Below are 26,739 nucleotides of genomic sequence, written 5' to 3' on the forward strand. Positions count from 1 at the left end.
ACTCCTGGTCTCGTTCCACGTTTGCTGCGTGACTGTAGCAATATTCTACGCGTGCGTGAAACCCCGAGTAACACCTAAATCCTGTCGCGCGACAGCTGTACCCGAAACGTGAGGATCGAACTAGCTGTCCACGTGGACGTGCGGGCGCAGCGAGCGGCGCGGAATGGCCCGGCGCAGGATCTCGCGGGTCACCGGGGCCACCTCGCCCTCACCGAAGAACATGAAGCGGGCCAGGTTGACGAGCGGATTGCCCTCGGTCCATTCGAAGTAGACGTGCGGGCACTGGCCCGTGCGGTCGCGAATGGCGATCAGGATGGACGCGATGGAGTTCGGCACGGCGGCCGCCTCGACCGAAAGGATGTGGTAGTCGGCCACTTCCACCTCGGTGACGTGCATGATCGTGCTGAACTCCGAGGGGTCCCTGACGATCACCTCCAGGAACAGGATCGGTTCGTCCGCGGGGATGTGGCTCTCGCGGCGCTGATCGGCTTCCTTCTCCGCGTACTCCTCGGGCTGACGCGCGTCGATGTCGTGGGTGACGATGCGGATCTCGCCGCGCGCGGCCAGATCGTCGATCAGCTGCGCGGCCTTCTCGTCGAAGATGACCTCGACGGCCCGCAGCTCGAACGCACGCCGGATCCGGGACGCGAACGACACCACCACGATCGCCAGCACGAACAGGATCGCCAGGTGCAGACCCGCCGGCTTCTCGATGATGTTGTCGATGGTGGTGTACACGAAGATCACCGACACCAGGCCGAAGCCCAGCACCCGCGAACGCTGTCCCTTGCGCCAGGCCGAAATGGTCACCGCCACCGCCGCGGAGGTGATCAGCACGAGGACACCGGTCGCGTAGGCCGCGCCCTGCGCGTCCACGCTGGCGTTGAAGTACCAGGTGATGCCGAAGGACACCAGCGCGAAAACCAGTACCAGCGGCCGGATCTGGCGTGCCCACTCGGGTGCCATGCCGAAGCGGGGTAGGTAGCGCGGCACCAGGTTCAGCAGACCCGCCAGCGCCGACGCGCCCGCGAACCAGAGGATCGCGATGGTGCTGACGTCATAGATGGTGCCGAAGACATTGCCGAGGTACTCGTGCGCCAGGTACGCCAGCGCGCGGCCGTTGGCCTGCCCGCCCTCCTCGAATTCCTGCTCCGGGATCAGCACGGTGGTGATGAAGCTGGTGATGATCAGGAAGCCGCTCATGATGAGCGCCGCCGTGGTCAGCAGCTTGCGGGTGCCGATGATGCGGCCGCGCGGATAGTCGCAGTCGTCGGCCGGGTTGCCCTTGATCTGCGGCATGACCGCGACACCGGTCTCGAAGCCGGACAGGCCCAGCGCGAGTTTCGGGAACACCAGCAGGGCCACGCCGATCATCGCGAAGATGTTGCCGTGCTTGGCCGTCAGCAGATGCGTCCAGTCGGTCACCAGGTGCGGAGACTGCGCCACCTTCGTGATGCCGACGACCGCGACCACCAGGTTGAGCGCCAGATACGCGCCGACCAGTCCGGTGGCGATGCCGATGGCCTCACTGAAACCCTTGAGGAACACCGCGGCCAGCAGCGCCAGCAGGACCAGGGTGATGATCATGTTCTGGTCGTGCAGGAAGCTCGGCACATACGGGTTCTCGACGATGTGGGCCGCGCCGTCGGCGGCCGAGAGCGTCATGGTGATGGTGAAGTCGGTGGCCGCGAAGCCCAGCAGCACCAGGATGAAGATCTTGCCCCACCAGTTCGGCAGGAAGCTCGCGAACATGGCGATGGAGCCGCCACCGTTGAAGCTCTCCTTGGCCACCCGGCGGTACACCGGCAGCGCGCCCAGCAGCGTCAGCGCCACCAGCACCAGCGTCGCCAGCGGGGACAGCACGCCCGCGGCCAGCGCCGCGATACCAGGCTGATACCCGAGGGTCGAGAAATAGTCGACACCGGTCAGGCACATGACTTTCCACCAGGAGTGCTGATGCTCCTTCGGGGTGCGCTTGACCATCGGCCCAGGAAGCTGCGAGTGCTCTTCACCCGCATCCTCTAGTAGCCAGTTCGCGAAGCGCGAGCGCGGCCGTACATCGGTCGTGGTCAAGGAGTCCTCCCCGGAACTCTGTGCGTCCGGTTTCCCGAAAATATTCCGTCAATGCCGTAAGGAATGTACTCACGGCAAACCGGGCGCAGACACACCCCGCGCCGTGAGTCGGTAGGTCTTGTGTGCTAGTTCAGGTACGCCGCGATGGCGGCGGTGATGGCGTCCGCGAATCTGGCACGCCCGTCCGGGGATTCGATGACCGCGGCGTCCCCCGGGTCACGCATGTTGCCGCATTCGATCAGCGCGGTCGGACGCTCGGAGAAATTGAGCCCGGCCAGATCCGCACGCGGGTCCATACCGTCGGAACCGACATAGGTGGAGGTGGTGAAACCGCGGCCGACCATGGTGTCGCGCAGGGCGGTGGCCAGTTGCACCGACGGCCCGGACTGGGCGTCGTTGAGGGCGGGCGAGGAGTAGGCGACGTGGAAGCCGTGCGCACCGGCGGGCGCGCCGTCGGCGTGGATGGAGACCACGGCGGCCGCGCCGACCCGGTTGCCGAGGGTGCCGCGCTCGTCGACGCACGGGCCGACGCCGGTGTCGCTGTCACGGCTCATGATCACGCGGTAGCCGCGCAGGGTGAGCGCGTCGCGAACCCGTTGGGCCACATCCCAGTTGAAGGCGTGCTCGGAGTAGCCGTCGGCGCCGTTGGTGCCGGTGGTGTTGCAGGCCTTGGTGCCGCCGCGACCGTCTGGCACCTGGGCGTTGAGCTGGTCCGGATGGTCCGCGCCGCCGCCGTTGTGGCCGGGATCGAGCACCACGACCTGCCCGGCGATCGGAACCACCGGGGCGGCAGGCGAATCGAGCACCGGCCGGGCATGCGCGTCCGGAGTGGGTGCGGCGGCCACGCTATGGCCGCAGCCCGCGATCAGCAGTGCTCCGCAGATCGCCGCCAAGGACTTCCAATGTCGCTGTCGCACCGGCCAACCATAACGGTTGAATCACGAGGGAGTAAGGCGCCGAGGAAGTTTGCACCCATGCTGTGCGCGAGCCCACGCCCACCCCGCACGACCTCACCGCCGAACCAAGAGGACGGTGAGCTGGTCAGTGCTCGATCTTGCGCAGCAACTCGTGCAGAGTCCGCAGGTCAGCGGGGTCCAGGGCCTCGATCGCCGCAGGCGCGGGGTCGGGGGTCGCGAGCGCCTCGGCCGTGACCGCCCGCCCCGCGTCGGTGATCGAGATCAGTTTGAAGCGCCGATTGGTCGGGTCGATCTCGCGGATCACCAGACCGCGCTCCTCGAGATCGTTGACCACCACCGTGGTGGCGGGCGCGTCCATGGTGGCCGCGCGGGCCAGCTGCTTGGCGGTGAGCGGACCGGCCAGCAGCCGCCGCAGCACCCGAATCCGGCTGAACGGCATGCCCGTTCGCTCGACCACGGCGCGCTTCCAGGCGTCGCGGGTGTCCATCACCACGTGGGTGAGCTGCCGCCAGACCTGATCCGGGGTGGGCGTGTCATCCGGCATGGGCTGGCACTGCTTTCTGTTCGAGCAAGGGGGCGACGCGATCGCGGGTACGGTACGCCCAATCGGTGTTGGCGGCGACACCCAGGCCGACCACCGCGATCGCGAACGCCGAAATGGTCCACCACAACCCGGCCCCGCTGAGCGCACCGCACAGCGCGACACCGAGACTCACGCCGACCTGACGGCTGGTGGAGGCCACCGCCGAGGCCGCGCCCGCCCGATCCAGCGGCATCCCGCTCACCGCCGTCGTGGTGATCGGCGCGTTGACCATGCCGAACCCGATCCCGAACACCGCGAACGTGATCACCAGCTGCCAGATCGCGGTGTCCGGCTGCAACCGGGTCAGGCCGATTCCGGCCACCGCCATCAGTGTTCCGGCGATCAGCAGCGACGGACGGGTGCCCGTGCGGCCGACCAATCGCCCCGACAGCGGCGAGAACACCAGCATTCCGAGCGCCATCGGCAGGTACAGCAGACCGGTGTGCACGGCCGAGAAGTGCCGTGTCCCTTGCAGATACAGCGACATGTCGAACAGGAACGCACCCAGCGCCGCGAACGAGCACACCGCGATCACGGTCGCCGAGGAGAAGGGGAAGCTGCGGAAGAACCGCAGATCGATGAACGGCGATTTGTGCCGCGACTCGTGCCAGACGAACCCGGCCAGCGCCGCCGCCGTCACCACGAACACCACCGGCTTCTTCTCGATGAGCCCGAACACCAGCGTGAACATCACCGCGATCGCCAGCACCTGCCCGATCGGATCCATTCCGCGCGGCGTGGCCGACTTCGATTCCGGCACATAGACAGTGGTGAGCACCAGCGCCACGGCCACGATCGGCAGGTTGATCCAGAACACCGACTGCCACCCGAGACTGTCGATGAGCAACCCGCCCACCAGCGGCCCCATCGCGGTCGAGATCCCGACCACCGCACCCCACACCCCGACCGCGCGCGCCCGCTCCACCCGCCCGGTGAACACGGTCGTAATGATCGACATGGCAACGGGATTCAGCATCGACCCACCGATGGCCTGCAGGAATCGCGCCCCGATCAACACCTCGATGCTCGGCGCGAGACTACACAGCAGCGACCCCACCGCGAAGGTGAGCAGCCCGATCCGGAACACCCGCCGCCGCCCGAACCGATCCGCCGCCGCCCCCGACAGCATCAGCAGGCTGGCCAGCGTCAGCGTGTAGATGTCGACGATCCATTGCAGCCGCGACATCGACGCACCCAGATCGTCCCGGATCGTCGGAATCGCGACATTCACGATGGTCGCGTCCATGGACGAGATGAGCAGGCTCAAGCAGCAGGTGACGAGGATGATCGTCTTCCGGCGAGCACTCAGCTCTTCAACGGTTGTAAGCACACAACGATTGTGAGAGCACAACTGTCCCGAGGCAAGGGTGTCCTCAGTGGGATGGTTCACACCCTCGGGGACGCTCAATGGCCCGGCACCAATTCCGAGAAGAGTTCGGTGAGGGTCGCGAAGGCGGCGTCGACGTCTTCGTTCTGCTGCTGGGCGGTGCCGACGGTGTTGGCGGCGATGGTGAAGCCGGGGCCGTAGGAGGCCGAGGCGACTTCCGGGTTGCCCAGGTCGGACCAGCCCCATTTGGTGCCCAGGACCCGTGGGAGGCGGGCGGTTCCCCAGTCTTGGCGGGTGCCGTCGGCGGCCCGCTCGGAGGGGTGGCGCATCCAGTCGAGGATCGGGCTTTCGGGGTCGGTGCGGACTTTGGCGGCGAGAAAGTCTGCGACGTCGGCGGTACTGGTGGTGGCGAAGCGCCAGTCACCGTTGCCGTGGGTGGCCGTGAGGGTGTACTCCACCGCGGTCGCGTCGATCGCGGTGGGGTATTCGAAGGCGATCCGGTCGGCGGCGGCGTCGTCGGAGCTGCGGATCATGCGCTCGGCGAGGTCTCGGTCCTCGGCCGACGCGCTGCCGTGACGCAGGGCGTAGTCGGCCAGGTAGAGCTTCGAAATGGACAGGGCCGCACGCTCTTCGGTCTCGTTGGCGGTTCCCCACTTCATTCCGGACGGCACCAGGTTCGCGCCGGGCAAGACCGGGCGCACCGAAAGCGTGGTGCGCGCGGGCACCTGGGAGAGGTCGGGTTCCAGCGGCAGCCGCCAGCCGTCGGGCAGTCGCCAGCCCTCGGGGAGCGACAGACCCGGCGGCAGCGGGAAGGGCAGGATCGGCTGGGGTGCGGCGGCCGCGGTGCCCGCCGGGGTCAGGCAGGCACTCGCGATCAAGACCGCGGTCAATCCGGTTCGACAGCTCACGGCCACCTCCGGGTCGGTCCCCGCCCAGCCCTCACCCTTGCGCTCGGGGGCCGGGCGGGCCACCGCGACACGCCGAGCGAGGTCAGACCGTGAGGATGGTGCGCCCCACCGCCCGCCGGTCGCCGATGGCGGTGTGCGCGGCGGCGGCCTCGGCCAGCGGGAAGGTCTGCCCGACGACCACTTCCAGGCGCCCGGCCGCCACCTCGCGCTGGGCGCGCTCGTGCAGGTCGAGCCAGTCGATGCCGGGTGCGGTGATGTCGAACAGGGTCAGCAGCGTGATGCCCTGCGCCGCAGCGGTTTCCGCGTCGACCGCCGCGAACCCGCCCGCGGAGTTACCGTAGGCGAGCAGGGTCCCGCCCGAGGTGATCGCACCGAGCGCGGCGCTGCCGATGTCGCCGCCCGCGCCGTCGAGCACGGTCTGCACGCCGCCGGTCTTCTCGCGCACCGTGTCGGCCCATCCCGCCACCGAGTAGTCGACCACGATGTCGGCCCCGAGCCGTTGCGCCAGTTCGAGTTTCGCCGTACCGCGGGCCGCCGCGATCACGCGCGCACCGGCCGCCTTAGCCAGCTGGACGAACAGGGTGCCCAGCCCGCCCCCGGCCGCGGTGACCAGCACCCACTGCCCCGGCCGCGGGTCGGCTCGTTCGATGACCGCGAGCGCGGTGCGACCGTCGTGGGCGAGCGCCGCCGCCTGCACGAACGAGAGTTCCTCGGGAATCACCGCCAGGGTCTCGACCTTGGCGCGGGCCAGCTCGGCGTAACCGCCGATGGGCAGGCCGCCGCCGATACCGCTGTCGGCGGTGGGTGTGGCGACCCGCCGTCCGATCCAGGCCGCGTCGACGCCGGGCCCGACCGCCTCGACGGTCCCGGCGATCGCGCCACCGGGCACGAACGGCGGCTGCACCGGGAAGAAGGCGGCGGCCCAGCCGCTGCGCATCATCGTGTCGAGGAACATGACGTCGGCCGCGCCGACCCGCACCAGCACCTCACCGTCTCCGGCGACGGGGTCGGGCAGCTCGCCCACCGACAGCACCTCGGGTCCACCGAATTCCTTGGCCTGCACCACACGCATCTCGTTGCCTCACTCTCGTTTCCGGTTCTGGATACAGCTTCGAACCTCGACATATGTTGAGGTCAAGTGCGGCCGTAGCGATTTCTCCCAGAGCGAACCGGGTGCTTCATTTTCGAGGCAAGCAGCCTTGACTATGACTCACAACAGCCCGTACGTTGGTAGGCGCGACGGACACCCGTCCGTCCCATCGGGGCCGATGAAAGGTGTCTCCTCATGCCCACCGTGTACCTGCATGACATCCGTGAAGCCACCCGCGCCCGCGAGGCCGCCAAGGCCGCCGCGAACGCCGCCGACGCGCTGTGGCGCGACAAGATCAAGGACGCCACCGTCGCGGGTGAGCGCGTGTTCCTGATCGCGAAGGCCGCCGGTGACATCACCACCTCGCGGGTGTACCAGATTCGGGACGGCGTCCGCACCGGCAGCCGCTGACCCCGAGAGTCCGCGCCGACGCGCACCTTTCATGCCTCGATACCGGGGCACCACGCATGCGAGAATCATCCCGTGCATGATCAGCTGAAGCAGTGGATCGACGAGCTGACGGGCGGGGACAGCACGCGGGCCATGGCGGTGGTCACCGGAATCCCGCAGGCCACCCTGGCCCGGCATCTGGCCGTGCCGACACCACCGGTCGAAACCCTCATCGAGATCGCCCGCGCCTACAGCGCGAATCCGGTCGAGGTGCAGGTGGTCGCGGGCATCATCACCGAGGCCGAGGCACAGCGCGCCGGATCGGGCAGCGCCATCCGCCAGGCCTCCACCCGGCAACTGCTCACCGAATTGTTGCGGCGGGACAAAGAGGGCGAGGAATCGGCGCGGCGTAAGCCCACGCACGGGGAAGCCGGAGCGAGGCTGTTCCGGTGAGCAATCTGGTGTCGATCCTGGCCGCGCTGTGCGCTTCCGCCGCGGCGCTGGCGCGGGTGCCGCGCTGGCGGACCGCGGAATCCCGGCCGTTCACACTGGGTCTGGTGTTCCTTGCCGTCTGGGCACTGCTGTGGGCCCCGGCGATCACCGACGCGGCCACCGCGCTGACGCTGCCCAGCGGTCACTTCGAAGCCCTGCCCGGTCTGGCTGCCGATCTGTCGCTGGTCGCGGCGGGCGGCCTGATCGGGGTGGCGATGGCCGACGCGTGGGGGCGGCCGCGGCTGGAGAAATCCTTCTATGTCGGCATGATCGTGGTGGCTGCCGCACTGTTGCTCACCTACGATCCGCTGCATCCCTCCGACGGAATCGTCGAGGCGCACAAGTGGATCCTGGCCGTCGCTGGCCTGCTGGGTAATCTCGCGGTGCTGGCTCCGGTGACGCTCGGCTACCGTGCGGTGCCCGCGCCGTTCCGACTCCCGTTGGGACTGTTCATCTTCGGCGGCGCCGCCGGGGTGGTGCTGGCGGTGGCGCGAATCGTGACGCTGTTGCGGCCCGACGGCTGGCAGCTGGAATCATGGGCGCCGATCCTCGCGACACCGGTCTTCGGGTTCGCGCTGGGGTCGCTGGTCGCCAGCGCGCGCACCGAACCCGTGCCCGCCGACGACATCTGAACGCACCCGGCCGTTCACCTTCCCCTAATCCGGTCTCGCACACCGGGACCGGTGTTTGCCAGCGCATTCGCGCTCGGGTAGCGCGGCCTCCCGGCTGCGCCTATGCTCGTCCCGCAGATCCGAATCCGCCTGTCGGTCCACCCTTTTGGCACGGCCGCTGCGTGGGTGCGGTCGGGGGCATCGGCGTGTTCGCGCCGATGAACACAGTGCGGAAGTGCGGAGCTTGTCGGAATCAGTGAAGCCGCCGAACGGTGAGCCACAGGCCGTTCGGAGTCGGCGCCTGCCCGTGGCGGTGCCGCTGGCATCCCTCGCGGTGGCCGTGATCGCGGTCGTCGGAGCGGTGGTCTTCGCTCCCGACGACGCGCGCTTACCCCTCGCGATCGGTGCCGGAGTGGCCGGGCTGCTGTGGTGCGCCGCCGTCACCGTGGCCGTGTTCTATCGCGCGCAGCTGGCCGGAATCCGCGCGGAGGCACAGACTTCCGCCGCGCGTGCCGATGCCCAGGTGCACGCCACCGTCGCCGCAGCGCAGGCACGCATCGTGGAGGCGGAGGCGCACGCGCAGGGTGTGCGCGACGCGGTCGCCGAGCAGTCGCGCGCCGCCAAGGACAGCGATCACCGCCGGGCCGCGGCCATGGCGGCGTTCGCGGGCGCGGCCGGTCGCATGCAGGCGATGAGTACCAGCATGCTGGCGGAGCTGCGCGAGATGGAGAACCGGCACGCCGATCCGAAGGTGTTGGCCGACCTGCTCGAGCTCGATCACCGCACCGCGCAGGCGGGGCGGCTGGCCGACAGCATCGCGGTGCTCAGTGGTGCGCGTTCGGGCCGCCGCTGGGCGAAACCCATTGCGATGGAATCGATTCTGCGTGGGGCCATGGGTCGCGTCGCGGGCTATCAGCGGGTGCGGTTGCGCGCGGTGACCGAGATCGCCATCGCCGGGCACGCGGCCGAGGGCATCATGCACGCGCTGGCCGAGCTGCTCGACAATGCCTGCAACTTCTCTCCGCCCACCACCGAGGTGCACGTCTACGCCGCCGAGGTCCCGGCCGGTGTGGTGGTCACCATCGAGGACAGCGGCCTGGTGATGAGCGAATCCGCCCTGCGCCGTGCCGAATCCGCGGTGTCGCGACCGCGCGGCAACTCCGATCTGTCGTCGCTGTCGGGCACCCGGCTGGGGCTGGCGGTGGTCGGCCATCTGGCCCGCAAGCACGAGCTGACAGTCAGCTACCGGCCCTCCGCCATCGGCGGCACCGCCGTGGTCGTGGTGGTGCCGCGCGAGCTCACCACCCGGCTGGAACGCCAGGGCACCCTGTCCAGGCTCGGCACCGTCGCCTCCGGCGAGGGGCCGAACACCGGCCCGCTGCCGATCCAGCAGCCCGCGGCCGTCGTCGAGGAAATCGCCGAAACAGTCACCACCGCACCGGGTTCGGGCCTGCCGAGGCGGCAACGCGGCAGCACGTTCGCCGCCGTGCATCCCGACGGTCTGGACGCCACCACTCCCCCGGCCGCACCGCGCCCACCGGTGTCGCCGTCGGCGATGGGCGCGTTCCAGCGCGCCGTCACCGGCCGCGAAACCCCGGCCGAAGCGGCCCCCCTCACCACCCTGGGCGCCGTGCCCGGCGAATCCGCCCGCACGGCCGACCCGTTCCCGTCCTCCGCGCAGGAGGCGTTGCAGCACACCAGGCACGGCAATCTGAGCCCCGAGACCGCCTCCCTGCTGCCCGCGTCCGTCCTGGAGGCCCTGCAGCGCGGGGTCGCCGACCGGGACCACGGCGCGGGCACCGTCCCCACCCCCACTGCCCCTCTGGAGACCGATCGATGACCCCGTCCGCCACACATCTGGGTTGGCTGCTCGAGCAACTGCTGGCTCGCACCCCGCGCGCCCGGCACGCACTGCTGCTGTCCGGCGACGGGTTGAAGATCTGCCATACGCCGGAACTGGGGATCGACTCCGCGGATCAGCTGGCCGCCATCGCCGCTGGGATTCAAAGCCTTTCACACGGGGCGTCGGTGGAGTTCGGTGACGGGCGCGGCGGCGTTCGCCAGTCCATGACCGAGTTCTACGGGGGCATCCTGTTCATCGTGGAGGCCGGGATCGGCGCGCACATCGCGGTGGTCGCCGCGGAGGACGCGGACGCGGGCCTGGTCGGCCACAATATGCGCGAGCTGGTCGAGCAGCTCGGCGAACACCTGGCCGCCGCGCCGCGGGTGTCCCCCGAGTTCGGCCAGTCCCGAGGAGCGAGCGTGTCGTGACCAGGCCAGACGAGGATCCGGACCGGCTGTATACGGTGACCGGGGGGCGCAGCCGACCGGATTCGGATGCCTTCGATCTGGTGACTCTCGTTGTCAGCGAATGCGATCCGGTGCGCGGCATGCAATCCGAGCATGTCGCGATCCTCGAGATGTGCCGGGCGCCGACCGCCGTGGTGGAGATCGCGGCGGAGCTGCGGCTGCCGGTCGGCATCACCACCATCCTGCTCTCGGATCTGCTGGACGCGGGCAAGATCACGGTGCGACATCCGGATCACGCTTCGCGGCAATGGAATTCGCTGCCTGACACCACCACGCTGGAAAAGGTGCTCGTTGGACTCCGCAAACTTTGATCCCCACCCGGGCCGGGTAATCGATCACCGCCCGATGCGCGCCGACGCGCCGTTGCACGCCGACGCGCGGCACGGTCTGAAGATCGTCATCGTCGGCGGTTTCGGCGTCGGCAAGACCACCATGGTGCGGTCGATCAGTGAGATCCGCCCCCTCGACACCGAGGCCACCATGACGCAGGTCGGCCTCGGCGTCGACGATCCGACGGGTGCGCCCGGAAAGACCACCACCACTGTGGCTTTCGACTTCGGTCGCATCACCATCGACACCGAACACGTGCTGTACCTGTTCGGCGCACCGGGCCAGGAACGCTTCTGGTTCCTGTGGGATCGGCTGTTCACCGGCGCCCTGGGCGCGATCGTGCTGGTGGATCAGCGCCGCATCGAGGATTCCTGGTACGCCATCGACCGCCTGGAACATCAGCGCACCCCGTTCATCGTGGCGTGCAACACCTTCGGGCCGGGCGCGGACCTCGGGCAGGTGCGCGCCGCCCTGGATCTGGATCCGCACGTCCCGCTCATCGAATGCGATGCCCGGCACCGGGATTCGTGTCGGGACGTGCTGATCACCCTGGTCGAATACCTCTACGGCCCGGCGGCGCAGGCCGCGCGGACCGCTCTCGGAAGGAATCCGGCATGACCGCTCCCGGAGCCGCCTGCCCGGTACCGCACGAGCGCGCGAGTGTGCCGCTCGGTGGTCCGCGTTTCCACACCGACCCGCATTCGCTGTATCGCGAGATGCGCCGCGATCACGGTCCGGTGGTCTCCGTCGAACTGCCCGGCGGGATTCCGGCCTGGCTGGTGATCGGCTATCGCGAGATGCATCAGATCACCAACTCCCCCGAGCTGTTCCCGCGCGATGTCAGCCTCTGGAACCAGTGGGGCAATATTCCGCCGGACTGGCCGCTGCTGCCGATGGTCGGCCGGCCCATGCCGTCGATCTACTTCACCGCCGGTGCGGAGCATCGCCGGCATCTGGCCATGGTGGAGCCCGCGCTGGAGTCGGTGGATCCGTTCGAATTGCGCAGGGTCGGTGAGACTTTGGCCGATCGCCTGATCGACGGCTTCTGCGGGCGCGGATCCGCGGATCTGGTCGCCGATTTCGCCGAACCGCTGCCGGTGCTGGTGCTGGCCTGGCTGCTGGGCATTCCCGACGAGGAGGGCCCGAAGCTGGCCTGGCTCATGAAGAAGCTGGCCGACGGCGGCGCGGACGCCCAGTCCGCGCACATGCAGTTCATGCAGTTCATCACGCATCTGGTCGCGGTGAAGCGGGCCGCGCCCGGCGATGATCTGGTCTCGCGCATGCTGGCGTTCCCCGCGCCGTTCACCGACGAGGAGTACGCGAACGACCTGATGGCGATCACCGCCGCCGGTCACCTGCCGACCTCGGACTGGCTGGTGAACTCGGTGCGGCTGATGCTCACCGACGATCGTTTCGCCGCAGCCATGGGCGGTGGCCGCCGCAGCGTGGATCAGGCCATGAACGAGGTGCTGTGGGAGGACGCCCCCACCTCGATCCTGGCCGGGCGCTGGGCGGCGCGCGATACCCGGTTGGCGGACAAGACGATTCGCGCCGGGGATCTGCTGCTGCTGGGTCTGGCCGCGGCCAATACCGATCCGCATGTGCGCCAGGCGGTCGGCGAGTCCATCGCGCACGCCGGGAACAACGCGCACTTCGCCTTCAGCCACGGCGAGTACCGATGCCCGTTCCCGGCGCAGCAGATCGCCGAGACGGTGGCGCGGACCGGGATCGAGGTGCTGCTGGACCGCTTGCCCGATGTCGATCTGGCCATCCCGGCGCAGAACCTGGTGCGCCGTCCGTCGCCTTTCCTGCGTGGAATGACTTCTCTGCCTGTTGTTTTCACACCTGTTCGCGCTCTCGGAGGTTTCCAGTGAGTTCCTGCCCGCACGCCATCGCGATCGACCCGATGGTGGGTGATCTGGCCGGTGAGACCGCCGCCCTGCGCGCCGCCGGCGCCGTCACCCGGATCGAATTGCTCGGGGTTCCCGCCTGGACCGTCACCGATCACACGGTGGCCCGCCAATTGCTCACCGACACCAGGCTTATCAAGGACATCGACGCCTGGGGTCTGTGGCAGTCCGGCGTCGTCACCCGGCAGTGGCCGCTGATCGGCATGATCGACGCGGGCCGCTCCATGTTCACCGTCGACGGTCCCGAGCACCGCCGCCTGCGCATCAAGACCACGCAGGCGCTGACGCCGCGTCGCCTGGAAGAGTTGCGCCCCACCATCGAACGGCTCACCAAGGAGCTGCTCGACGATCTCGACGAGGCCGGGCACGACGGGTCGGCGGTGGATCTCAAGCAGGTCTTCGCCTACCCGCTGCCGATGCGGGTGATCAGTGAGCTGATGGGCGTGCCGCGCAGCGACCACCCGATGCTGCTGGACTGGTACAAGAAGTTCTTCTCCATGGTCACCCCGCAGGACGAGCGCCTGCAGATCATCGAGGACATGGACGTCTACTTCACCGAGATGGTCCGCCGCAAGACCGCCGAGCCCACCGACGATCTCACCAGCGCGCTCATCCTGGCCGACGAGGGCGGCGAGCCGCTCACCGAGGAGGAGGTGGTCGGCAACCTCAAGGCGCTGGTCGCCGCCGGTCACGAGACCACCGTCAGCCTGATCCTGAACACGGTGCGCGCCCTGCTGTCTCGCCCCGAGCAGCTCGCCCGCATTCGCAACGACGAGATCGACTGGAAGCAGGCGATCGAGGAGTCGCTGCGCTGGGACGGCCCGGTCACCCACCTGCTGATGCGCTTCGCCACCGAGGACATCACGGTCGGCGACACCGTGATCGAGAAGGGCGAGGGCGTGGTCATGTCGTACCGGGCCATCGGCCGCGACACCACCATCCACGGTGACGACGCCGACGAGTTCGACATCACCCGTCCGACCGCGAGCCGCAATATCTCCTTCGGCTACGGCCCGCACATCTGCCCGGGTGCCGCGCTGGCCCGACTGGAGGCCGCCATCGGCCTGCCCGCGCTGTTCGACCGCTTCCCGGCGCTGCGGCTGGCCGAGGCCGCCGAGCAGATCGGCAATCTGCCGGTGCTGACCCAGAACGATGTGGCCGCGGTGCCGGTGCACCTGGTCTGAGCTACGAATGACGGCCTGCCGGAAGGATTTTCCCTTCCGGCAGGCCGATCGCGTCTTCGGGACCGTGTCAGGCCGGGACGTGCGCGGTAAGCGTGGCGCGAATCTCGTTGAAGGCCTTGGTGACCGGAGCCAGCTGATCACCGACTGCGCTGGTGAGGTCGGTGCCGATGCGCTCGCACAGCACCGCCGCCTCGGCGAGTCGTTCGGCGATCAGAATCCACGCCGCTTCGCGGTGCGGCATCAAATAGTCGGTCTCGTAGAACAATTCGAAGCTGGGGCCGACGGTCCGGCCCGGATGTTCCGGTCCGGCGGGCAACGTGGTGATGAGTTCGCCCAGCGGCCGGATCACCCGGAACATGATGGAGACCGTGGCGTCCGCGAGGGTCTGCAACTCGGCGTCGGACTCCTCGGTGTGCGCGAAGAACCGCTCGAAGATCTGCAGCAGGATCTCGTAGCCGACGTTGAACAGGTCGACCACGCGCGCGGTGGCCGGATCGGTGATCAGCGGGACCGCGATATCGCGTTCGGGGGCACGGACATTGGCGGCCAGCACCGGCCGGACCGGGTCGAACACCGGATTGTCGCGCAGGCTCTGCTCGTACTCGTCGAGGATGCCGACGAACTGGCCGAAGTGCGCGTTGCGCCAGTCGCCGCGCGCGCCCTCGCCCTGTTCGAGGATGGTGTCGATGGCCAGCTTGGCGGAGGCCAGATCGGTGACCGGCACCAATTCCGGCCACTGGAAGTGCTCCGGTGTCGCCTGCGCGCGGTGCGGGCCGACGAACAGCCTGCTCTCCCCGTACTTCTCGGCCAGATGCTCGATCCCGCGCTCGATGGAGCGGTACAGGTGACCGACGGTCGCGAAATCCTGTAGCCGGGGCACGATCTCGCCCTGCTGCACGACCGCGGCCGCGCGTCCGGCCATCTCGATGCCCTCGGCGTCCTCGAGGTCCATGCCCTCCGGGCGTTCCAGGAAAAGGAAGTGCCGCAACGCCTGTTCGCCGAACGGCAGCAGCGCCAACTGCACCCCGGCGGGATAGTGGGCGGCGGGCAGCGGGAGGTTCGGTCGCGACATGTGTGGCGCCGCGCCGACGGCGGCGAGCAGGTTCTGCACCAGCGCCAGGTGCAGCATCTCCTGGGTTGCCACGTGCGACACCAGCTTTCGCCAGCGGGTGACCTTCTCCACCTCGGCCGCGGTCAGACCCTCGGCCTCGGAGGTCTTGAGCGAGAAGGCGGCGAACAGGTACTGGCACATGATGCCGTGTTCGAGTTCCGCGGCCTGGCAGAGCATGTAGATGAGCGCTTCGCGGTGTTCGATGACGAAGGGCGCTTCGGGGGCGGCGAGTCCGCCGCGGGCGGCGATGGTGCGGGCCAGGCGTCCTTGCCCGGCGAGAGCGGTGGGTTCCGGTGGCGTCGAGCCGTCGGTCATATGCGTGCCTTTCCGGGGGTGGGCACTGTCCGGCCTCCATCATGCCTCTCGAAATCGGGGCGTCGCCGCAGGTTTCGCTCGCCGAGAAACGGTCATCCAAGGTCCGTACCCGGCTGCGGCGTCGGAGCGGTACGTGATGTCGGAATTGGCACGCTGATGTATTGCGACACGCGCACCGCCACGCCGTTGCCTGCTACTTTTTGATACGCGGTATCTGCAACGCAAGGAGCACTGCCATGGGCATCATCGCGATGATCATCATCGGACTCATCGCGGGCGCCATCGCCCGCCTCGTCGTCCCCGGTAAGGAAGACTTCGGCATCATCTGGACCGTGGTTCTGGGCATCATCGGCGGCTATGTCGGCGGCACCCTGGGCAGCCTGGTCTTCAGCCCCCACAAGTTCAGCGTGCACCCGCCGGTGAACCACGCCTTCCTGGGCGCGATCGTCGGCGCGATCGTACTGCTGTTCATCTACAAGGCCATTCGCGCCCGCGTCTGACGGACGCCGGAAACGGCCGCACGACAAGCGAATACGAACAGGGGCGGGGCCGCCGAGCGCGGCCCCGCCCCTGTGGCTTCGGCACGAGTGCGCAGGATGAGGGTCCGCACACGCCCACCGATGCGGCGCCGGTCCCGCGGCGCCCTCCGCCGCAGGTGGTCTACGGCGCGAGCTTCTACGTATCTACTTAGTAGATACGTAGAACATACAAGACATGATCACCGGTGCACAAGCGCTCGCACCGAGCAGATCCGCGACCGGGAGGCGATGCCGGATCCGCCCCGGCCGGCCCCATCAGCTCAGCGCCAGGATCGCCAGCAGTAGTTCCGCGCGGACCCGGGCGCTGTCGAGGTCGCAATCGAGGATCTCGGTGGCCGTGGCGATGCGCTTGCGCAGGGTATGGCGGTGCACGCCGGTGGTGGCGGCGGCCGACTCCCATTGACCGTTCGCTTCCAGGAAGCCCCGCAGGCTGCCGAGCAGGTCGGCGCCGTGGCGGCGATCGTGCTCGATCAGCGGGGCGAGGGTGCTTCGAGCCACGGCGTCGAGCACTTCGCGGGTGGCCGCGAAGGACAGCAGTGATTGCGCGGCGAAATCCGCTGCGGGACCGCCTCTTTCCGCAGTGGACGCGGCCAGTCGCGCAGCCGCCACCGCATCGGTGAGCCCGCGTACCGGATGCGGCCCGCTCCGGCCTAGACGAACGAATCCGCGTACGCCGCCGAGGCTTTCGGTATCGGCCAATCCCCCGAACCCACCGTCCGCGGGTAGGACGACCACCACCCGTCGTCCTGACGTATGCAGGAACAGCGGGTATCCGGCCGCGATCACCGCCTCACCGAGCGCGGTACTCACCGCCGCCACCGCCTCGTCCGAATCACATTCGGCGAGCAGCACTTCGATGCGTCCCCGGCCGTCCGCCGCCTGCCCCAGCTGCTCCCACGCGGCGCTCGGATCCCCCGGCTCCCCCAGCAGCAGGCCCAGCGCCTGGGCATTGAGGCGGTGCTCGGTCGAGCGCAGCCGGATCGGCTTCTCGAAGTCCAGCGCCAGCAGCGAATTCGCGTGCCCCAGCAGGATCTGGTCCACCGCCCCCAGCGGGGCCGCGCTGACGACCACGAGGACACCGTGCAGCCGGCGATCGACTCCGATGCGCTGGAAGGTGATCGACGCCCCGGAGGTACGCGTTTGTACACCCGCCCGAGCGGCATCGGCGGTCACCACGGCCCGAACCTCTTGCAGCACTTCGGCATCCACCTCGCCCGGTCCACTGTCCGTGACGTTGCCACCCGGGTCGAGCACCAGCACGGTCGCGCCGAGCGAGCCCGCGAGTTCGCGCACGATGGCCCGGCTGCCGGATTTGATCAGCGCCCGCGTCATCCGCGGCTGTGCCCGGCTCGCGCGCAACACCGCCTCGTACTGCACCTCGGCGATCCGCGCCGACACCCGTTCGACGATGGCCGCGAAGGCGGTCGCCAGCGGCACCTCGAGCAGCGGGATGCCGATCTCGTCCGCGGCACCGATCAGTTCGGGCGGCACCTCGTCGTAGGACAGCCCGGTGCCGAATCCGATCGCCACCACCCCGCACTCCGCGAGCCGCCGCAGGTATTCGCCACGGCCCGGCCCCGGGGCGGGCAGGCCCATGCCGGTCGTGAGCACCAACTCGCCACCGGAGAGCCACTGAAACGGCTCCTCCAGTTCGGTGGTGACGACCAGGCCGATTTCGCGGCGCACCCCGGCCGCGCCGCCGCGCAGCCGCAGCGCGAGGTCGGGTTGGGCCAGCACCCAGCCAACGGAGACAGGCATTGCCGGGAGTGTACAGATTGTCGATTCCTCGACACTCCGATGACCGATTCGGCACCCCCTGCGGCCGGTGCCGTGCAGCACACTGATCCCGGACCTCGAATCGACGACTCCGCGAAGGGATGGACGGTAGAGCCATGGTGAGCACCGAGCGCGAATTCCCGGCGTCCGCACTACCCGAGCTCGACCACCGCCTGCCGCAGCGGCGGACCCTGGTCACCGATCTCCCCGGGCCGCGTTCGCAGGCCCTGACCGTGCGCCGCAAGGCCGTGGTGGCCGCCGGGGTCGGTTCGTCACTGCCGATCTACGCGGCCGACGCCGACGGCGGCGTGCTGCTCGACGTGGACGGCAACTCACTGATCGACCTGGGTTCCGGTATCGCCGTGACGGGCGTGGGCGCGTCGCATCCCAAGGTCGTGGCGGCGCTGGCCGAGCAGGCCGCGCATTTCACTCACACCTGCTTCATGGTGACCCCGTACGAGGGCTATGTCCGGGTGGCCGAGCAGCTGTGCGCCCTCACGCCCGGTGAATTCGACAAGCGCACAGTGCTTTTCAACTCCGGTGCGGAGGCGGTCGAGAACGCGGTGAAGGTGGCCCGGCTGGCCACCGGCCGTCCCGCCGTGGTCGCCTTCGATCACGCCTATCACGGCCGCACCAATCTCACGATGGCGCTGACCGCGAAATCCATGCCGTACAAGGCGAATTTCGGCCCGTTCGCACCCGAGATCTACCGAATGCCCATGTCCTACCCGTACCGCGATGCCGCGGACCTGACCGGGGAACAGGCTGCGCGGCGAGCGATTTCGCAGATCGAGACCCAGATCGGCGCCGACTCGCTGGCCGCGCTGATCATCGAACCCATTCAGGGCGAGGGCGGATTCATCGTCCCCGCACCCGGATTCCTGCCCACCCTGCTGCACTGGGCGCGCGAACACGGCGTGGTCTTCATCGCCGACGAGGTGCAGACCGGATTCGCCCGCACCGGCGCCTGGTTCGCCACCGAACACGAACAGCTCGAACCGGACTTGGTCACCATGGCCAAGGGCATCGCGGGCGGTATGCCCCTGGCCGCCGTCACCGGGCGCGCGGACCTGCTGGACCGGGTGCACGCGGGCGGGCTGGGCGGCACCTACGGCGGCAACCCGGTCGCCTGCGCGGCCGCCCTGGCCACCCTCGAGGTGATGCGTGAGCTGGACCTTCCGGCGCGCGCCCGTGCCATCGAATCGATTGCCGTCCCACTGCTGCGCGACCTGGCCGCCGAGACCGGCGTGATCGGCGACGTCCGCGGACGTGGCGCGATGCTCGCCATCGAACTGGTGCGGCCCGGAACCAGCACCCCCGACCCCCTGCTCACCAAAGCCGTTGCCGCCGAGGCATTCTCGCGCGGCGTACTCCTGCTGACCTGCGGCACCTACGGAAACGTGATCCGCCTGCTGCCACCGCTGGTGATCGGCGCGGACCTGCTGACCGACGGCATCGGAGTGCTGGCCGCCGTCCTGCGCGATCTGACGTCCCGACCCTGATTACGAAGAGACAGAGGAGTTTTCCCGATGCGTACTGCCGCCGACCTGCTGGCGAGCGTCCCCACCGGACTCTGGATCGGCGGTGAACAACGCCCGGCGAGCGACGGCGGCACCTTCCCGGTCCACGATCCGGCGACCGGCGAGGTGCTCGTCGAGGTATCCGACGCCACCCCCGCCGACGGCGCGCTCGCCCTCGATGCCGCCGTCGCCGCGCAAGCCTCCTGGGCCGCCACCCCCGCCCGCACCCGTGCCGAAATCCTGCGGCGCGCATGGGAACTCGTGATGGCACGGCGCGACGACTTCGCCCTGCTGATGACCCTGGAAATGGGTAAGCCCCTGGCCGAGGCAGACGGTGAGGTCGCCTACGGCGGCGAGTTCCTGCGCTGGTTCAGCGAGGAGGCGGTGCGGATCAACGGCCGCTACACCCCGTCGCCCTCGGGCACCGGCCGCATCCTGGTCACCAAACAGCCGGTCGGGCCGACCCTGGCGATCACCCCGTGGAACTTCCCGCTGGCCATGGGCACCCGCAAGCTGGCACCGGCCTTCGCCGCGGGCTGCACCATGCTGGTGAAACCGGCCGCCGAAACCCCGCTCACCATGCTGCTGCTCGGCCAGGTGCTCGCCGACGCCGGTCTGCCCGCCGGAGTCCTGTCCATCCTGCCGACCTCCCGTGCGGCCCGGCTGACCGATCCGCTCTTCGCCGACGATCGACTGCGCAAGGTCACCTTCACCGGGTCCACACCCGTCGGCAAGACACTGCTGGCACAGTCGGCGGCGCGAGTGCTGCGCACCTCCATGGAACTCGGCGGCAACGCACCGTTCGTGGTGTTCGCCGACGCCGACCTGGACGCTGCGGTCGAGGGCGCGATGGCCGCCAAGATGCGCAATATCGGCGAGGCGTGCACGGCCGCCAACCGATTCCACGTCGACAATGCGGTGCTCGACGAGTTCACCGCGCGGCTGACCGAACGCATGCGCGGCCTGAAGATCGGTCCGGGCGTCCTCGCCGGAACCCAGGTCGGTCCGTTGATCACCGCCAAGCAGCGCGATGCGGTGGCCGATCTGGTGGCCGACGCGGTCGCCAAGGGTGCGAAGTTGGCCACCGGTGGCGCGGCGGTACCCGGCCCCGGCTGGTTCTACGAGCCGACGGTGCTCACCGATGTGCCCGCGGACGCGCGGATCCTGCGCGAAGAGGTGTTCGGTCCGGTCGCCGCGATCACCGGATTCGATGGCGAGCAGGCGGGCATCGACGCCGCCAACGACACCGAATTCGGTTTGGCGGCATACATCTACACCGAAAGCCTCGATCGCGCGCTGCGGGTCGCCGAGGCGCTTGAATCCGGCATGGTCGGGGTGAATCGCGGCATCATCTCCGATGTCGCCGCGCCTTTCGGTGGTGTCAAGCAATCCGGATCGGGTCGCGAGGCCGGCACCGAAGGCATCGAGGAATACCTGGAAATCAAATACATTGCACTGCCCTGATCCACATCGCGCAAGTGAGCAATGTCCCGAGCCCGCCGTAACCGCAAACACAGCACGGTCCGCTGCGATCGAGCACACCGTTCACATCCGGAAAACCGCGTGAAAGTATCTGCTGCACAGGATATTTGGATTCCTAGTCAGGAGCAGGTACATGGTCGCACCCCGTTTCGCCGTCCAGCCCGGTACCGCAGTTCCGCGGGAGATCACGCTGGTGGATCTCATCGAGCGGCGGGCCACGGAAAACGGGGACGGCGTGGTCTACCGATACGCCGACTATTCCCGTGCGATGGACGGTGAATACCTCGAACTCACCTGGTCGCGATTGCAGGCGCGAGTGCGCGCGGTGGCGGCGCGCATTCAGCAGGTGACCGATCCCGGTGCTCGGGTCGCGGTGCTGTGCCCGAACGGATTGGATTATGTGGTCGCGTTTTTCGCGGCCATCGCCGCGGGCACCATCGCGGTACCGCTGTTCACCCCCGACGAACCCGGCCACACCGACCGCCTGCGCGCGGTGCTCGAGGACAGCGCGCCCGACGTCATCCTCACCACGGTGGCCGGCGCGACGGGTGTGCGCGAATTCTTCGGAACCCGGGCGGGAACGCCGCGGCCGCGGGTCATCGCCGTCGACGCGGTCCCGGAGGTGCTGGCGATCCGCTGGAATCGCCCGGCGGCCACCGGTGATTCGATCGCCTACCTGCAGTACACCTCCGGCTCCACGCGCGTCCCGGCGGGCGTGGAGATCACTCATCGCGCGGTGATCACCAATCTGATCCAACTGGCCGAGGCACTGGGCCTGGACGCCGAATCCCGTGGCGTCAGCTGGCTGCCGCTGTTCCACGATATGGGCCTGCTGTGCGTGATCCTGCCGATGGTCTGCGGCAGGCACCTCACCATGCTCTCGCCCAGCGCCTTCATCCGCCGCCCGTACCGCTGGATCAAGGAGCTCGGCGCGACCGCGGACGGCGGCGGAGTCTTCTCCGCAGCACCGAATTTCGCCTACGAGTACGCGGCGACCCGCGGCCGCCCGCCCGCCGACGCCGACCTCGACCTGTCCTCGGTGATCGGGCTGATCAACGGCAGCGAACCGGTCACCGTCGGCGCGATGCGCCGCTTCACCGAGACCTTCGAACCGTTCGGACTGCACCCGACCGCCATCAAACCCTGCTACGGCATGGCCGAGGCCACCCTCTTCGTCGCCGCCACCCCCGCCGACAACGGCGCGAAGGTGGTGCACGTGGAACGCAACCTGCTCAACGCCGGCCGCATGGTGCGGGTCGCGCCCGGCCTGGAAGCCGGTGTGACACAGGTCAGTTGCGGCTACCCGTCACGCTCGCAGTGGGCGGTGATCACCGATCCGGAGACCGGCCGGGAACGACCCGACGGCGCGGTCGGCGAAATCTGGCTGCACGGCGCGAATATCGGTGCGGGCTACTGGAATCGCCCCGAGGAGACCCGCCAGACCTTCCGAAACACGTTGAACTACAGCCTGTCCAAAGGCAGCCACGCCAAAGGCGCACCGCCGGATGCCCGTTGGCTGCGCACCGGCGACTTCGGCGCCTACTACGGCGGCCAACTCTTCGTCACCGGCCGAGTCAAGGACCTGGTGATCGTCGACGGCCGCAACCACTACCCCCAGGACCTGGAACTCTCCGCCCAGGACGCCAGCACCGCCCTGCGCCCCGGCCACATCGCCGCCTTCACAGTCGATCTCGAGCACGGCGCGCACCTGATCCTGGTCGCCGAACGCGCCGCCGGGGTCGGCGCGGTCGACCCGGAAGTGGTCACCTCCCGAGTCCGCACCGCCCTCTTCCACCGCCACGGCCTGGCCCTGCGCGACCTCCTCCTGGTCCCCGCGGGCACCATCCCCCGCACCTCCAGTGGCAAGATCGCCCGCCGCGCCTGCCGCACCGCCTACATCGACGGCACCCTCCTGCGAGCAATGGCCCGCCGCGCCTGAATCGGCGTCACGCCGCAGGACCACCTGATCGATCACTGCCGACGGCCGCGCCGAACCACTTGGCCAGATGAATGTTCAGGGCCTGCTGGTCATCTCCGGTCCAGGCCACGTGTCCGTCCGGGCGCAGCAGTACGGCGGGGGCGGACAGTTCCTCGCTGACGTCCACCACGTGGTCCACGCGATCCGCCCAGCCCGCGGCCGACAGCTGGCCGGTCTGGTCGAGCAGGAGGCCGCGTCCGTCGCGCAGCCGGTCGTAGAGGTGTCCCTGCTTCAATGGCATGTCCCGCAATCGTTTTCCGATCATCGGGTCGTCGTCGCCGAGGTCGTAGCGCACGTCGATGGCAATGATCTGGCCGAGCAGGTAGCGGTTCACCTCGTCGAAGTCCATCAGCTTCGACACCAGCCGCCGGGCCGCCTGCGCGCCCGAGGCGAGGGACATGAGTTCGGTCTGCGCGCGCGTGTTGTCCAGGACGTCGGCGGCGACGGGTCGACGTTCGGCCTCGTAGGTGTCCAGCAGGTGTTCCGGGGCCCGGCCCGTGAGGTCGGCGGCGAGCTTCCAACCCAGGTTGAACGCGTCCTGCACACCGAGGTTGAGGCCCTGCCCGCCAACCGGCGGGTGCACGTGCGCCGCGTCGCCGCACAGGAATACGCGGCCGACCCGGTATCGATCGGCCAGCCGGGTGCCGTTGCCGAAGCGGGACAGCCAGCGCGGCGAGTGCACGCCGAAGTCGTTGCCCGCCACCGCGATCAGCCGCTGCTTGACGTCATCGAGGGTCGGCGGCGCCGTGCGGCCCTCGGACACCTCACCGGCGGGCACGACCACGCGGTAGATCCCCTCACCGAAAGGCATGATCCCGAACCACAATTGGGTCTTGCGGACCTCGGAAACCCTGGCGGCCATCGCCTCCGGATCCATGGTCAGCCGCATCTCGCCCAGCAGGGTGTCTGCCGTGCTCGATTCACCGGGGAATCCGATGCCAAGCCGCTTGCGCACGGTGCTGCGCCCGCCGTCGCACCCGATCAGATATCGCGCCCGCAAGGTGCTGCCATCGGCGAGTTCGGCGGTGACTCCCGCCTCATCCTGATCGAATCCGGTGAGCTCGCAGCCGCGCCGGATCTCCACTCCGAGCGCCACCGCGTGCTCGGTCAGCAAACATTCGGTGACGGTCTGCGGAATGCTCAGCACACAGGCGTGCGCGGTATCGAGCCGTTCCGGCTGCGGTTTCTGGATTCCAGCGAAGAACCCACCGAGTGGGTACTTCTTGCCCAGCTCAAGAAACTGGTCCAGCAGCCCACGCTGATCCATTATCTCGATGGTGCGCGCGTGAATTCCGAGTGCGCGAACCACCGGCGTCGGCTCCGGATCCTTGTCCACGATCACCACCCGCACCCCGCGCAACCGCAGTTCACTCGCCAGCATCAGCCCGGTGGGTCCGCACCCTGCCACGATCACGTCAATCATGAAACTCCCCATTCGACGTCGATTTCCGGCTTCGGCGCACGATTCTGCTGCACCCCCGGGGTCTTGCCGCAAGCCCCGGGGTGCGCTATATGTTGAAGGGGGCAAGGAGTGAGCAAACTCCTCGCCCGCCGTTGTTTTCCGGCCCGCCGCGCCGACTCTCCCGCATCGCCTGCACGGTCCCGACATCTCGCCCGGGCATGATGGTGTGCTGCTGCCGAGTGCCGGAAGGGAAGAACGTGCGGGGGATGATCCGAGCCGCCTCGATGAGTGCCACCACGCGCCGCTGTCTGACCACGCTGGCGGCGATCGTGGCCCTACTCGTCGCGGGCGTCGTGTGCTCCCGCGAACCGGCTCGCACGCACGGCCCGAATTCCGCACTCACCCTGGTGGATCAGGTGACCATTCCCGGATACACCCGCCTGGTGTTCGGCGTCACCGTCGACGATCCGCCCACGGCGTACGCCCAGTATTTCGGTGACCCCGACGCCCAACTCCTGGAACACTTTCAGGCGCCCGGCATTCAGCTCGTCCCCCGCACCGATCCGCTCGGTGACGATTACAGCAGGATGATCGCGCTCGGTGAGGCCCCCAACGGCTGCGAACTGCTGCTCCTGCAATTCCTCCCGACGCCCAGCCCGCTCGCCCGCGCGCACCTGACATCCGCCCAAACCACCGACTTCCTGCACGGCACGCGGGTAAAGCTTCAGGTGAGAACGGAATGCCCCAGCTGAGCCAGGAGCACCCATGACAGACTCGACCATCGACTACCGCACCGATTCGATCGGCGCGGCGAGACAGGGCACCAACCCGACCGTGCTGGCCCGGATGCGCAGTGGCTGGGCGGTCATCGGAACCACCCAGCATCTGCCCGGATACTGTCTGCTGTTGCACGACGGCAGCGCCGATCAGCTCACCGAGTTGCCGCGACCGGACCGGTTCGTGTTCATGCAGGATCTGGTGCTGCTCGGCGAGGCGGTCGAACTGGGTTGCAGGGCAGTCGATCCCGAATTCTGGCGGATCAACTACGAGGTGCAGGGTAATTCGTGGCAGCACCTGCACGGGCACATTCACCCGCGCTACCGATGGGAGCCCGATGAACTCCGTGTCGGGCCGGTGGCTCGCTACGGTAGCGAGCGTGATGCGCCGAAATACCAGCTCGGCAGCAGTCATGACGCGGTGCGAGCGGCCATAACCGCTGCGCTGCAACGGATTATCGCCGAGGAGTAGCGCTCCTCAGAGCGTGCCGACGTGCGCGGCGCGATGCTCGAGCAGGGCCCGCACGAAGTTCAGATGCCCCGGGACGACACGCTCCCACAGGGCTTGCCCGTCCAGGTCGTGATAGTCGACAAAGGTCGCGACGAGAACGCCGGGATCAGCGCTCCTGATGAGCAGCTGGCCCTCGAATCCGAGAGTCGACTGTGCTTGCAGGAGAACATATTCGGTGCTCACGTGCGCGATCGGCCAGCCCGCGACCGTGCCGGGCGTCCCGCTGATCTCACGCTGCAGGCCGATGCTGCGCCACGCCCGCTCGAGGTGCTCGGCCATCTCGGCGGGCACCTCCTCCATGATGGCGCGCGCCCAGCGTTCGGCCGGATATTCGGCCCAGTGCGGGGTGTGCAGGAGGTGCGCGTCGGCGTACTGGACTTCATTGAGGGTGCCGAGCGCGAGCATGCTCGCATCGGCAGCCAAGGTCTCGACGGACGATTGCGCTGTGGCAGTGGACATTTCATCCGTGTGCGAGCTCGTCATCGGAAGTTCCCATCACTCGTGTGCGTCGGCGAGGGGCATCGGCCTCGCGCCGATAGATACAGAACAGTACTGTATCTATCGAGGGATGATGTAATCAAGAGCCTCCGACTGATTGGTTGACCACAGATGCCGCCACCAGTGCGAACCCCGCGTCAGGCCTGGATCGACGCCGCCCTGGCGATGCTCGCCGAGTCCGGCCCCGACGCCATCCGGGTCGAAACCCTCGCCACCGCACTGGGTGTCACGCGCGGCGGGTTCTATCGCCAGTTCGCCGGGCGTCAGGAACTGCTCGATGCCGTGCTCGACACCTGGGAGCATCGCAGCACCGACGAGGTCCGGGCCCGAATCGAGCACGAAGGCGGGGACGCCGGGAGCAAGGTTCGCCGGGCCGGGCTGCTCACCTTCTCCAAGGAGCTGCTGCCGGTCGACATAGCGGTCCGCGAATGGTCACGCCGCGACCCCGCGGTCGCGGCCCGGCTCGCCCGGGTCGACAACAACCGGATGGACCTGCTGCGCGAGCTCCTCGGCGCCATCGTCAGCGACCCCGAGGAGGTCGAAGCCCGCAGCCTGCTGGCCTTCTCATTGCTGATCGGCAACCATCTCATCGCCGCTGAACACCCCGGCGGCACCCGTGACCAGGTGCTCACAGCCGCGGGACGCCTGCTCATCACCCCGTGAACCTGTTTCATACCAACAGGTTTCGCCCGCGTCATTCCGGAAT

Annotated in this window: 26 protein-coding genes; 16 read left to right on the forward strand and 10 right to left on the reverse strand. The window is 68.6% G+C overall.

Features of this window, described 5'->3' with window-relative positions; all coding sequences use genetic code 11:
- Positions 1 to 120 precede the first annotated feature (120 nt).
- The 6 genes from OG300_RS21405 to OG300_RS21430 all read right to left on the reverse strand — a co-directional run bounded on the left by OG300_RS21405 (position 121) and on the right by OG300_RS21430 (position 6,880).
- Positions 121 to 2,073, reverse strand: coding sequence for an amino acid transporter (locus OG300_RS21405; RefSeq protein WP_405484218.1), 1,953 nt, complete (start codon positions 2,071 to 2,073; stop codon positions 121 to 123).
- 125 nt (positions 2,074 to 2,198) lie between these two features.
- Positions 2,199 to 2,990, reverse strand: a complete 792-nt coding sequence (locus OG300_RS21410; protein WP_405484220.1) for an N-acetylmuramoyl-L-alanine amidase — start codon at positions 2,988 to 2,990, stop codon at positions 2,199 to 2,201.
- Between the two features lie 124 nt (positions 2,991 to 3,114).
- Positions 3,115 to 3,534, reverse strand: coding sequence for a MarR family winged helix-turn-helix transcriptional regulator (locus OG300_RS21415; protein ID WP_405484222.1), 420 nt, complete (start codon positions 3,532 to 3,534; stop codon positions 3,115 to 3,117).
- Positions 3,524 to 4,903 carry an MFS transporter gene (locus tag OG300_RS21420; RefSeq protein WP_405484224.1) on the reverse strand — a complete coding sequence of 460 codons (1,380 nt, stop codon included), beginning with the start codon at positions 4,901 to 4,903 and terminating at the stop codon, positions 3,524 to 3,526. Before OG300_RS21420 ends, OG300_RS21415 begins: the two co-directional genes overlap by 11 nt.
- 74 nt (positions 4,904 to 4,977) lie before the next feature.
- Positions 4,978 to 5,871 carry a hypothetical protein gene (locus OG300_RS21425; RefSeq protein WP_405484226.1) on the reverse strand — a complete coding sequence of 298 codons (894 nt, stop codon included), beginning with the start codon at positions 5,869 to 5,871 and terminating at the stop codon, positions 4,978 to 4,980.
- Between the two features lie 19 nt (positions 5,872 to 5,890).
- Positions 5,891 to 6,880 (reverse strand): zinc-binding dehydrogenase, encoded by a 990-nt coding sequence (locus tag OG300_RS21430; protein WP_405484228.1) that lies wholly within the window; start codon positions 6,878 to 6,880, stop codon positions 5,891 to 5,893.
- 213 nt (positions 6,881 to 7,093) lie between these two features.
- On the opposite strand from OG300_RS21430, the gene OG300_RS21435 reads away from it, so the two are divergent.
- From OG300_RS21435 to OG300_RS21475, 9 genes are all read left to right on the forward strand, one after another.
- A complete protein-coding gene (locus tag OG300_RS21435) occupies positions 7,094 to 7,309 on the forward strand; it encodes a hypothetical protein (protein WP_405484230.1) in 216 nt (71 codons plus the stop codon).
- A 72-nt stretch (positions 7,310 to 7,381) separates the two neighbouring features.
- Positions 7,382 to 7,741, forward strand: coding sequence for a hypothetical protein (locus OG300_RS21440; RefSeq protein ID WP_405484232.1), 360 nt, complete (start codon positions 7,382 to 7,384; stop codon positions 7,739 to 7,741).
- Positions 7,738 to 8,412: a hypothetical protein gene (locus tag OG300_RS21445; protein ID WP_405484234.1), complete on the forward strand. Its 675-nt coding sequence runs from the start codon at positions 7,738 to 7,740 to the stop codon at positions 8,410 to 8,412. Before OG300_RS21440 ends, OG300_RS21445 begins: the two co-directional genes overlap by 4 nt.
- Positions 8,413 to 8,698: 286 nt before the next feature.
- On the forward strand, positions 8,699 to 10,231 hold the full coding sequence (locus OG300_RS21450; protein ID WP_405484236.1) for a sensor histidine kinase: 1,533 nt from the start codon (positions 8,699 to 8,701) through the stop codon (positions 10,229 to 10,231).
- Entirely contained in the window at positions 10,228 to 10,662 is a 435-nt protein-coding gene (locus OG300_RS21455) for a roadblock/LC7 domain-containing protein (RefSeq protein WP_405484238.1), read from the forward strand. The genes OG300_RS21450 and OG300_RS21455 overlap by 4 nt, the downstream gene beginning before the upstream one ends.
- Positions 10,659 to 11,012 (forward strand): DUF742 domain-containing protein, encoded by a 354-nt coding sequence (locus tag OG300_RS21460; protein ID WP_405484240.1) that lies wholly within the window; start codon positions 10,659 to 10,661, stop codon positions 11,010 to 11,012. The genes OG300_RS21455 and OG300_RS21460 overlap by 4 nt, the downstream gene beginning before the upstream one ends.
- Positions 11,013 to 11,046: 34 nt before the next feature.
- A complete protein-coding gene (locus tag OG300_RS21465) occupies positions 11,047 to 11,649 on the forward strand; it encodes a GTP-binding protein (RefSeq protein ID WP_405484242.1) in 603 nt (200 codons plus the stop codon).
- Positions 11,646 to 12,905: a cytochrome P450 gene (locus OG300_RS21470; RefSeq protein WP_405484244.1), complete on the forward strand. Its 1,260-nt coding sequence runs from the start codon at positions 11,646 to 11,648 to the stop codon at positions 12,903 to 12,905. The genes OG300_RS21465 and OG300_RS21470 overlap by 4 nt, the downstream gene beginning before the upstream one ends.
- Entirely contained in the window at positions 12,902 to 14,125 is a 1,224-nt protein-coding gene (locus tag OG300_RS21475) for a cytochrome P450 (RefSeq protein ID WP_405484246.1), read from the forward strand. The genes OG300_RS21470 and OG300_RS21475 overlap by 4 nt, the downstream gene beginning before the upstream one ends.
- Positions 14,126 to 14,192: 67 nt before the next feature.
- Here the strand turns inward: OG300_RS21475 and OG300_RS21480 are convergent, their stop codons facing one another.
- Positions 14,193 to 15,551 carry a ferritin-like protein gene (locus OG300_RS21480; RefSeq protein ID WP_405484248.1) on the reverse strand — a complete coding sequence of 453 codons (1,359 nt, stop codon included), beginning with the start codon at positions 15,549 to 15,551 and terminating at the stop codon, positions 14,193 to 14,195.
- A gap of 236 nt (positions 15,552 to 15,787) precedes the next feature.
- Between OG300_RS21480 and OG300_RS21485 the strand changes: the two genes are divergently transcribed.
- The gene (locus OG300_RS21485; protein WP_405484250.1) at positions 15,788 to 16,051 is read left to right on the forward strand and encodes a GlsB/YeaQ/YmgE family stress response membrane protein; all 264 of its coding nucleotides are present in this window, start codon (positions 15,788 to 15,790) and stop codon (positions 16,049 to 16,051) included.
- Between the two features lie 294 nt (positions 16,052 to 16,345).
- Here OG300_RS21485 and OG300_RS21490 read toward each other — a convergent pair whose 3' ends face one another.
- A complete protein-coding gene (locus OG300_RS21490; protein WP_405484252.1) occupies positions 16,346 to 17,848 on the reverse strand; it encodes a PucR family transcriptional regulator in 1,503 nt (500 codons plus the stop codon).
- A 134-nt stretch (positions 17,849 to 17,982) separates the two neighbouring features.
- On the opposite strand from OG300_RS21490, the gene gabT reads away from it, so the two are divergent.
- The 3 genes from gabT (at position 17,983) to OG300_RS21505 (ending at position 22,807) form a co-directional block, all read left to right on the forward strand.
- Positions 17,983 to 19,368 (forward strand): 4-aminobutyrate--2-oxoglutarate transaminase, encoded by a 1,386-nt coding sequence (gene gabT / locus OG300_RS21495; RefSeq protein ID WP_405484254.1) that lies wholly within the window; start codon positions 17,983 to 17,985, stop codon positions 19,366 to 19,368.
- 27 nt (positions 19,369 to 19,395) lie between these two features.
- Positions 19,396 to 20,850, forward strand: coding sequence for an NAD-dependent succinate-semialdehyde dehydrogenase (locus tag OG300_RS21500; protein WP_405484256.1), 1,455 nt, complete (start codon positions 19,396 to 19,398; stop codon positions 20,848 to 20,850).
- A gap of 151 nt (positions 20,851 to 21,001) precedes the next feature.
- Positions 21,002 to 22,807 (forward strand): AMP-binding protein, encoded by a 1,806-nt coding sequence (locus OG300_RS21505; RefSeq protein WP_405484258.1) that lies wholly within the window; start codon positions 21,002 to 21,004, stop codon positions 22,805 to 22,807.
- 7 nt (positions 22,808 to 22,814) lie between these two features.
- Here the strand turns inward: OG300_RS21505 and rox are convergent, their stop codons facing one another.
- On the reverse strand, positions 22,815 to 24,269 hold the full coding sequence (gene rox / locus OG300_RS21510; protein ID WP_405484260.1) for a rifampin monooxygenase: 1,455 nt from the start codon (positions 24,267 to 24,269) through the stop codon (positions 22,815 to 22,817).
- Positions 24,270 to 24,532: 263 nt separating this feature from the next.
- Here rox and OG300_RS21515 point away from each other — a divergent pair, with 263 nt between their 5' ends.
- Both OG300_RS21515 and OG300_RS21520 read left to right on the forward strand, forming a co-directional pair.
- A complete protein-coding gene (locus OG300_RS21515; protein WP_405484262.1) occupies positions 24,533 to 25,000 on the forward strand; it encodes a hypothetical protein in 468 nt (155 codons plus the stop codon).
- 13 nt (positions 25,001 to 25,013) lie between these two features.
- Complete coding sequence (locus OG300_RS21520; RefSeq protein WP_405484264.1) at positions 25,014 to 25,496, forward strand: diadenosine tetraphosphate hydrolase; 483 nt, start codon at positions 25,014 to 25,016, stop codon at positions 25,494 to 25,496.
- A 6-nt stretch (positions 25,497 to 25,502) separates the two neighbouring features.
- Here the strand turns inward: OG300_RS21520 and OG300_RS21525 are convergent, their stop codons facing one another.
- Positions 25,503 to 25,994 (reverse strand): hypothetical protein, encoded by a 492-nt coding sequence (locus OG300_RS21525; protein ID WP_405484266.1) that lies wholly within the window; start codon positions 25,992 to 25,994, stop codon positions 25,503 to 25,505.
- Between the two features lie 150 nt (positions 25,995 to 26,144).
- Between OG300_RS21525 and OG300_RS21530 the strand changes: the two genes are divergently transcribed.
- Entirely contained in the window at positions 26,145 to 26,696 is a 552-nt protein-coding gene (locus OG300_RS21530; RefSeq protein ID WP_405484268.1) for a TetR/AcrR family transcriptional regulator, read from the forward strand.
- Positions 26,697 to 26,739: the final 43 nt, after the last annotated feature.

Source organism: Nocardia sp. NBC_00511 (assembly GCF_045161165.1).
Taxonomy (GTDB): Bacteria; Actinomycetota; Actinomycetes; order Mycobacteriales; family Mycobacteriaceae; genus Nocardia.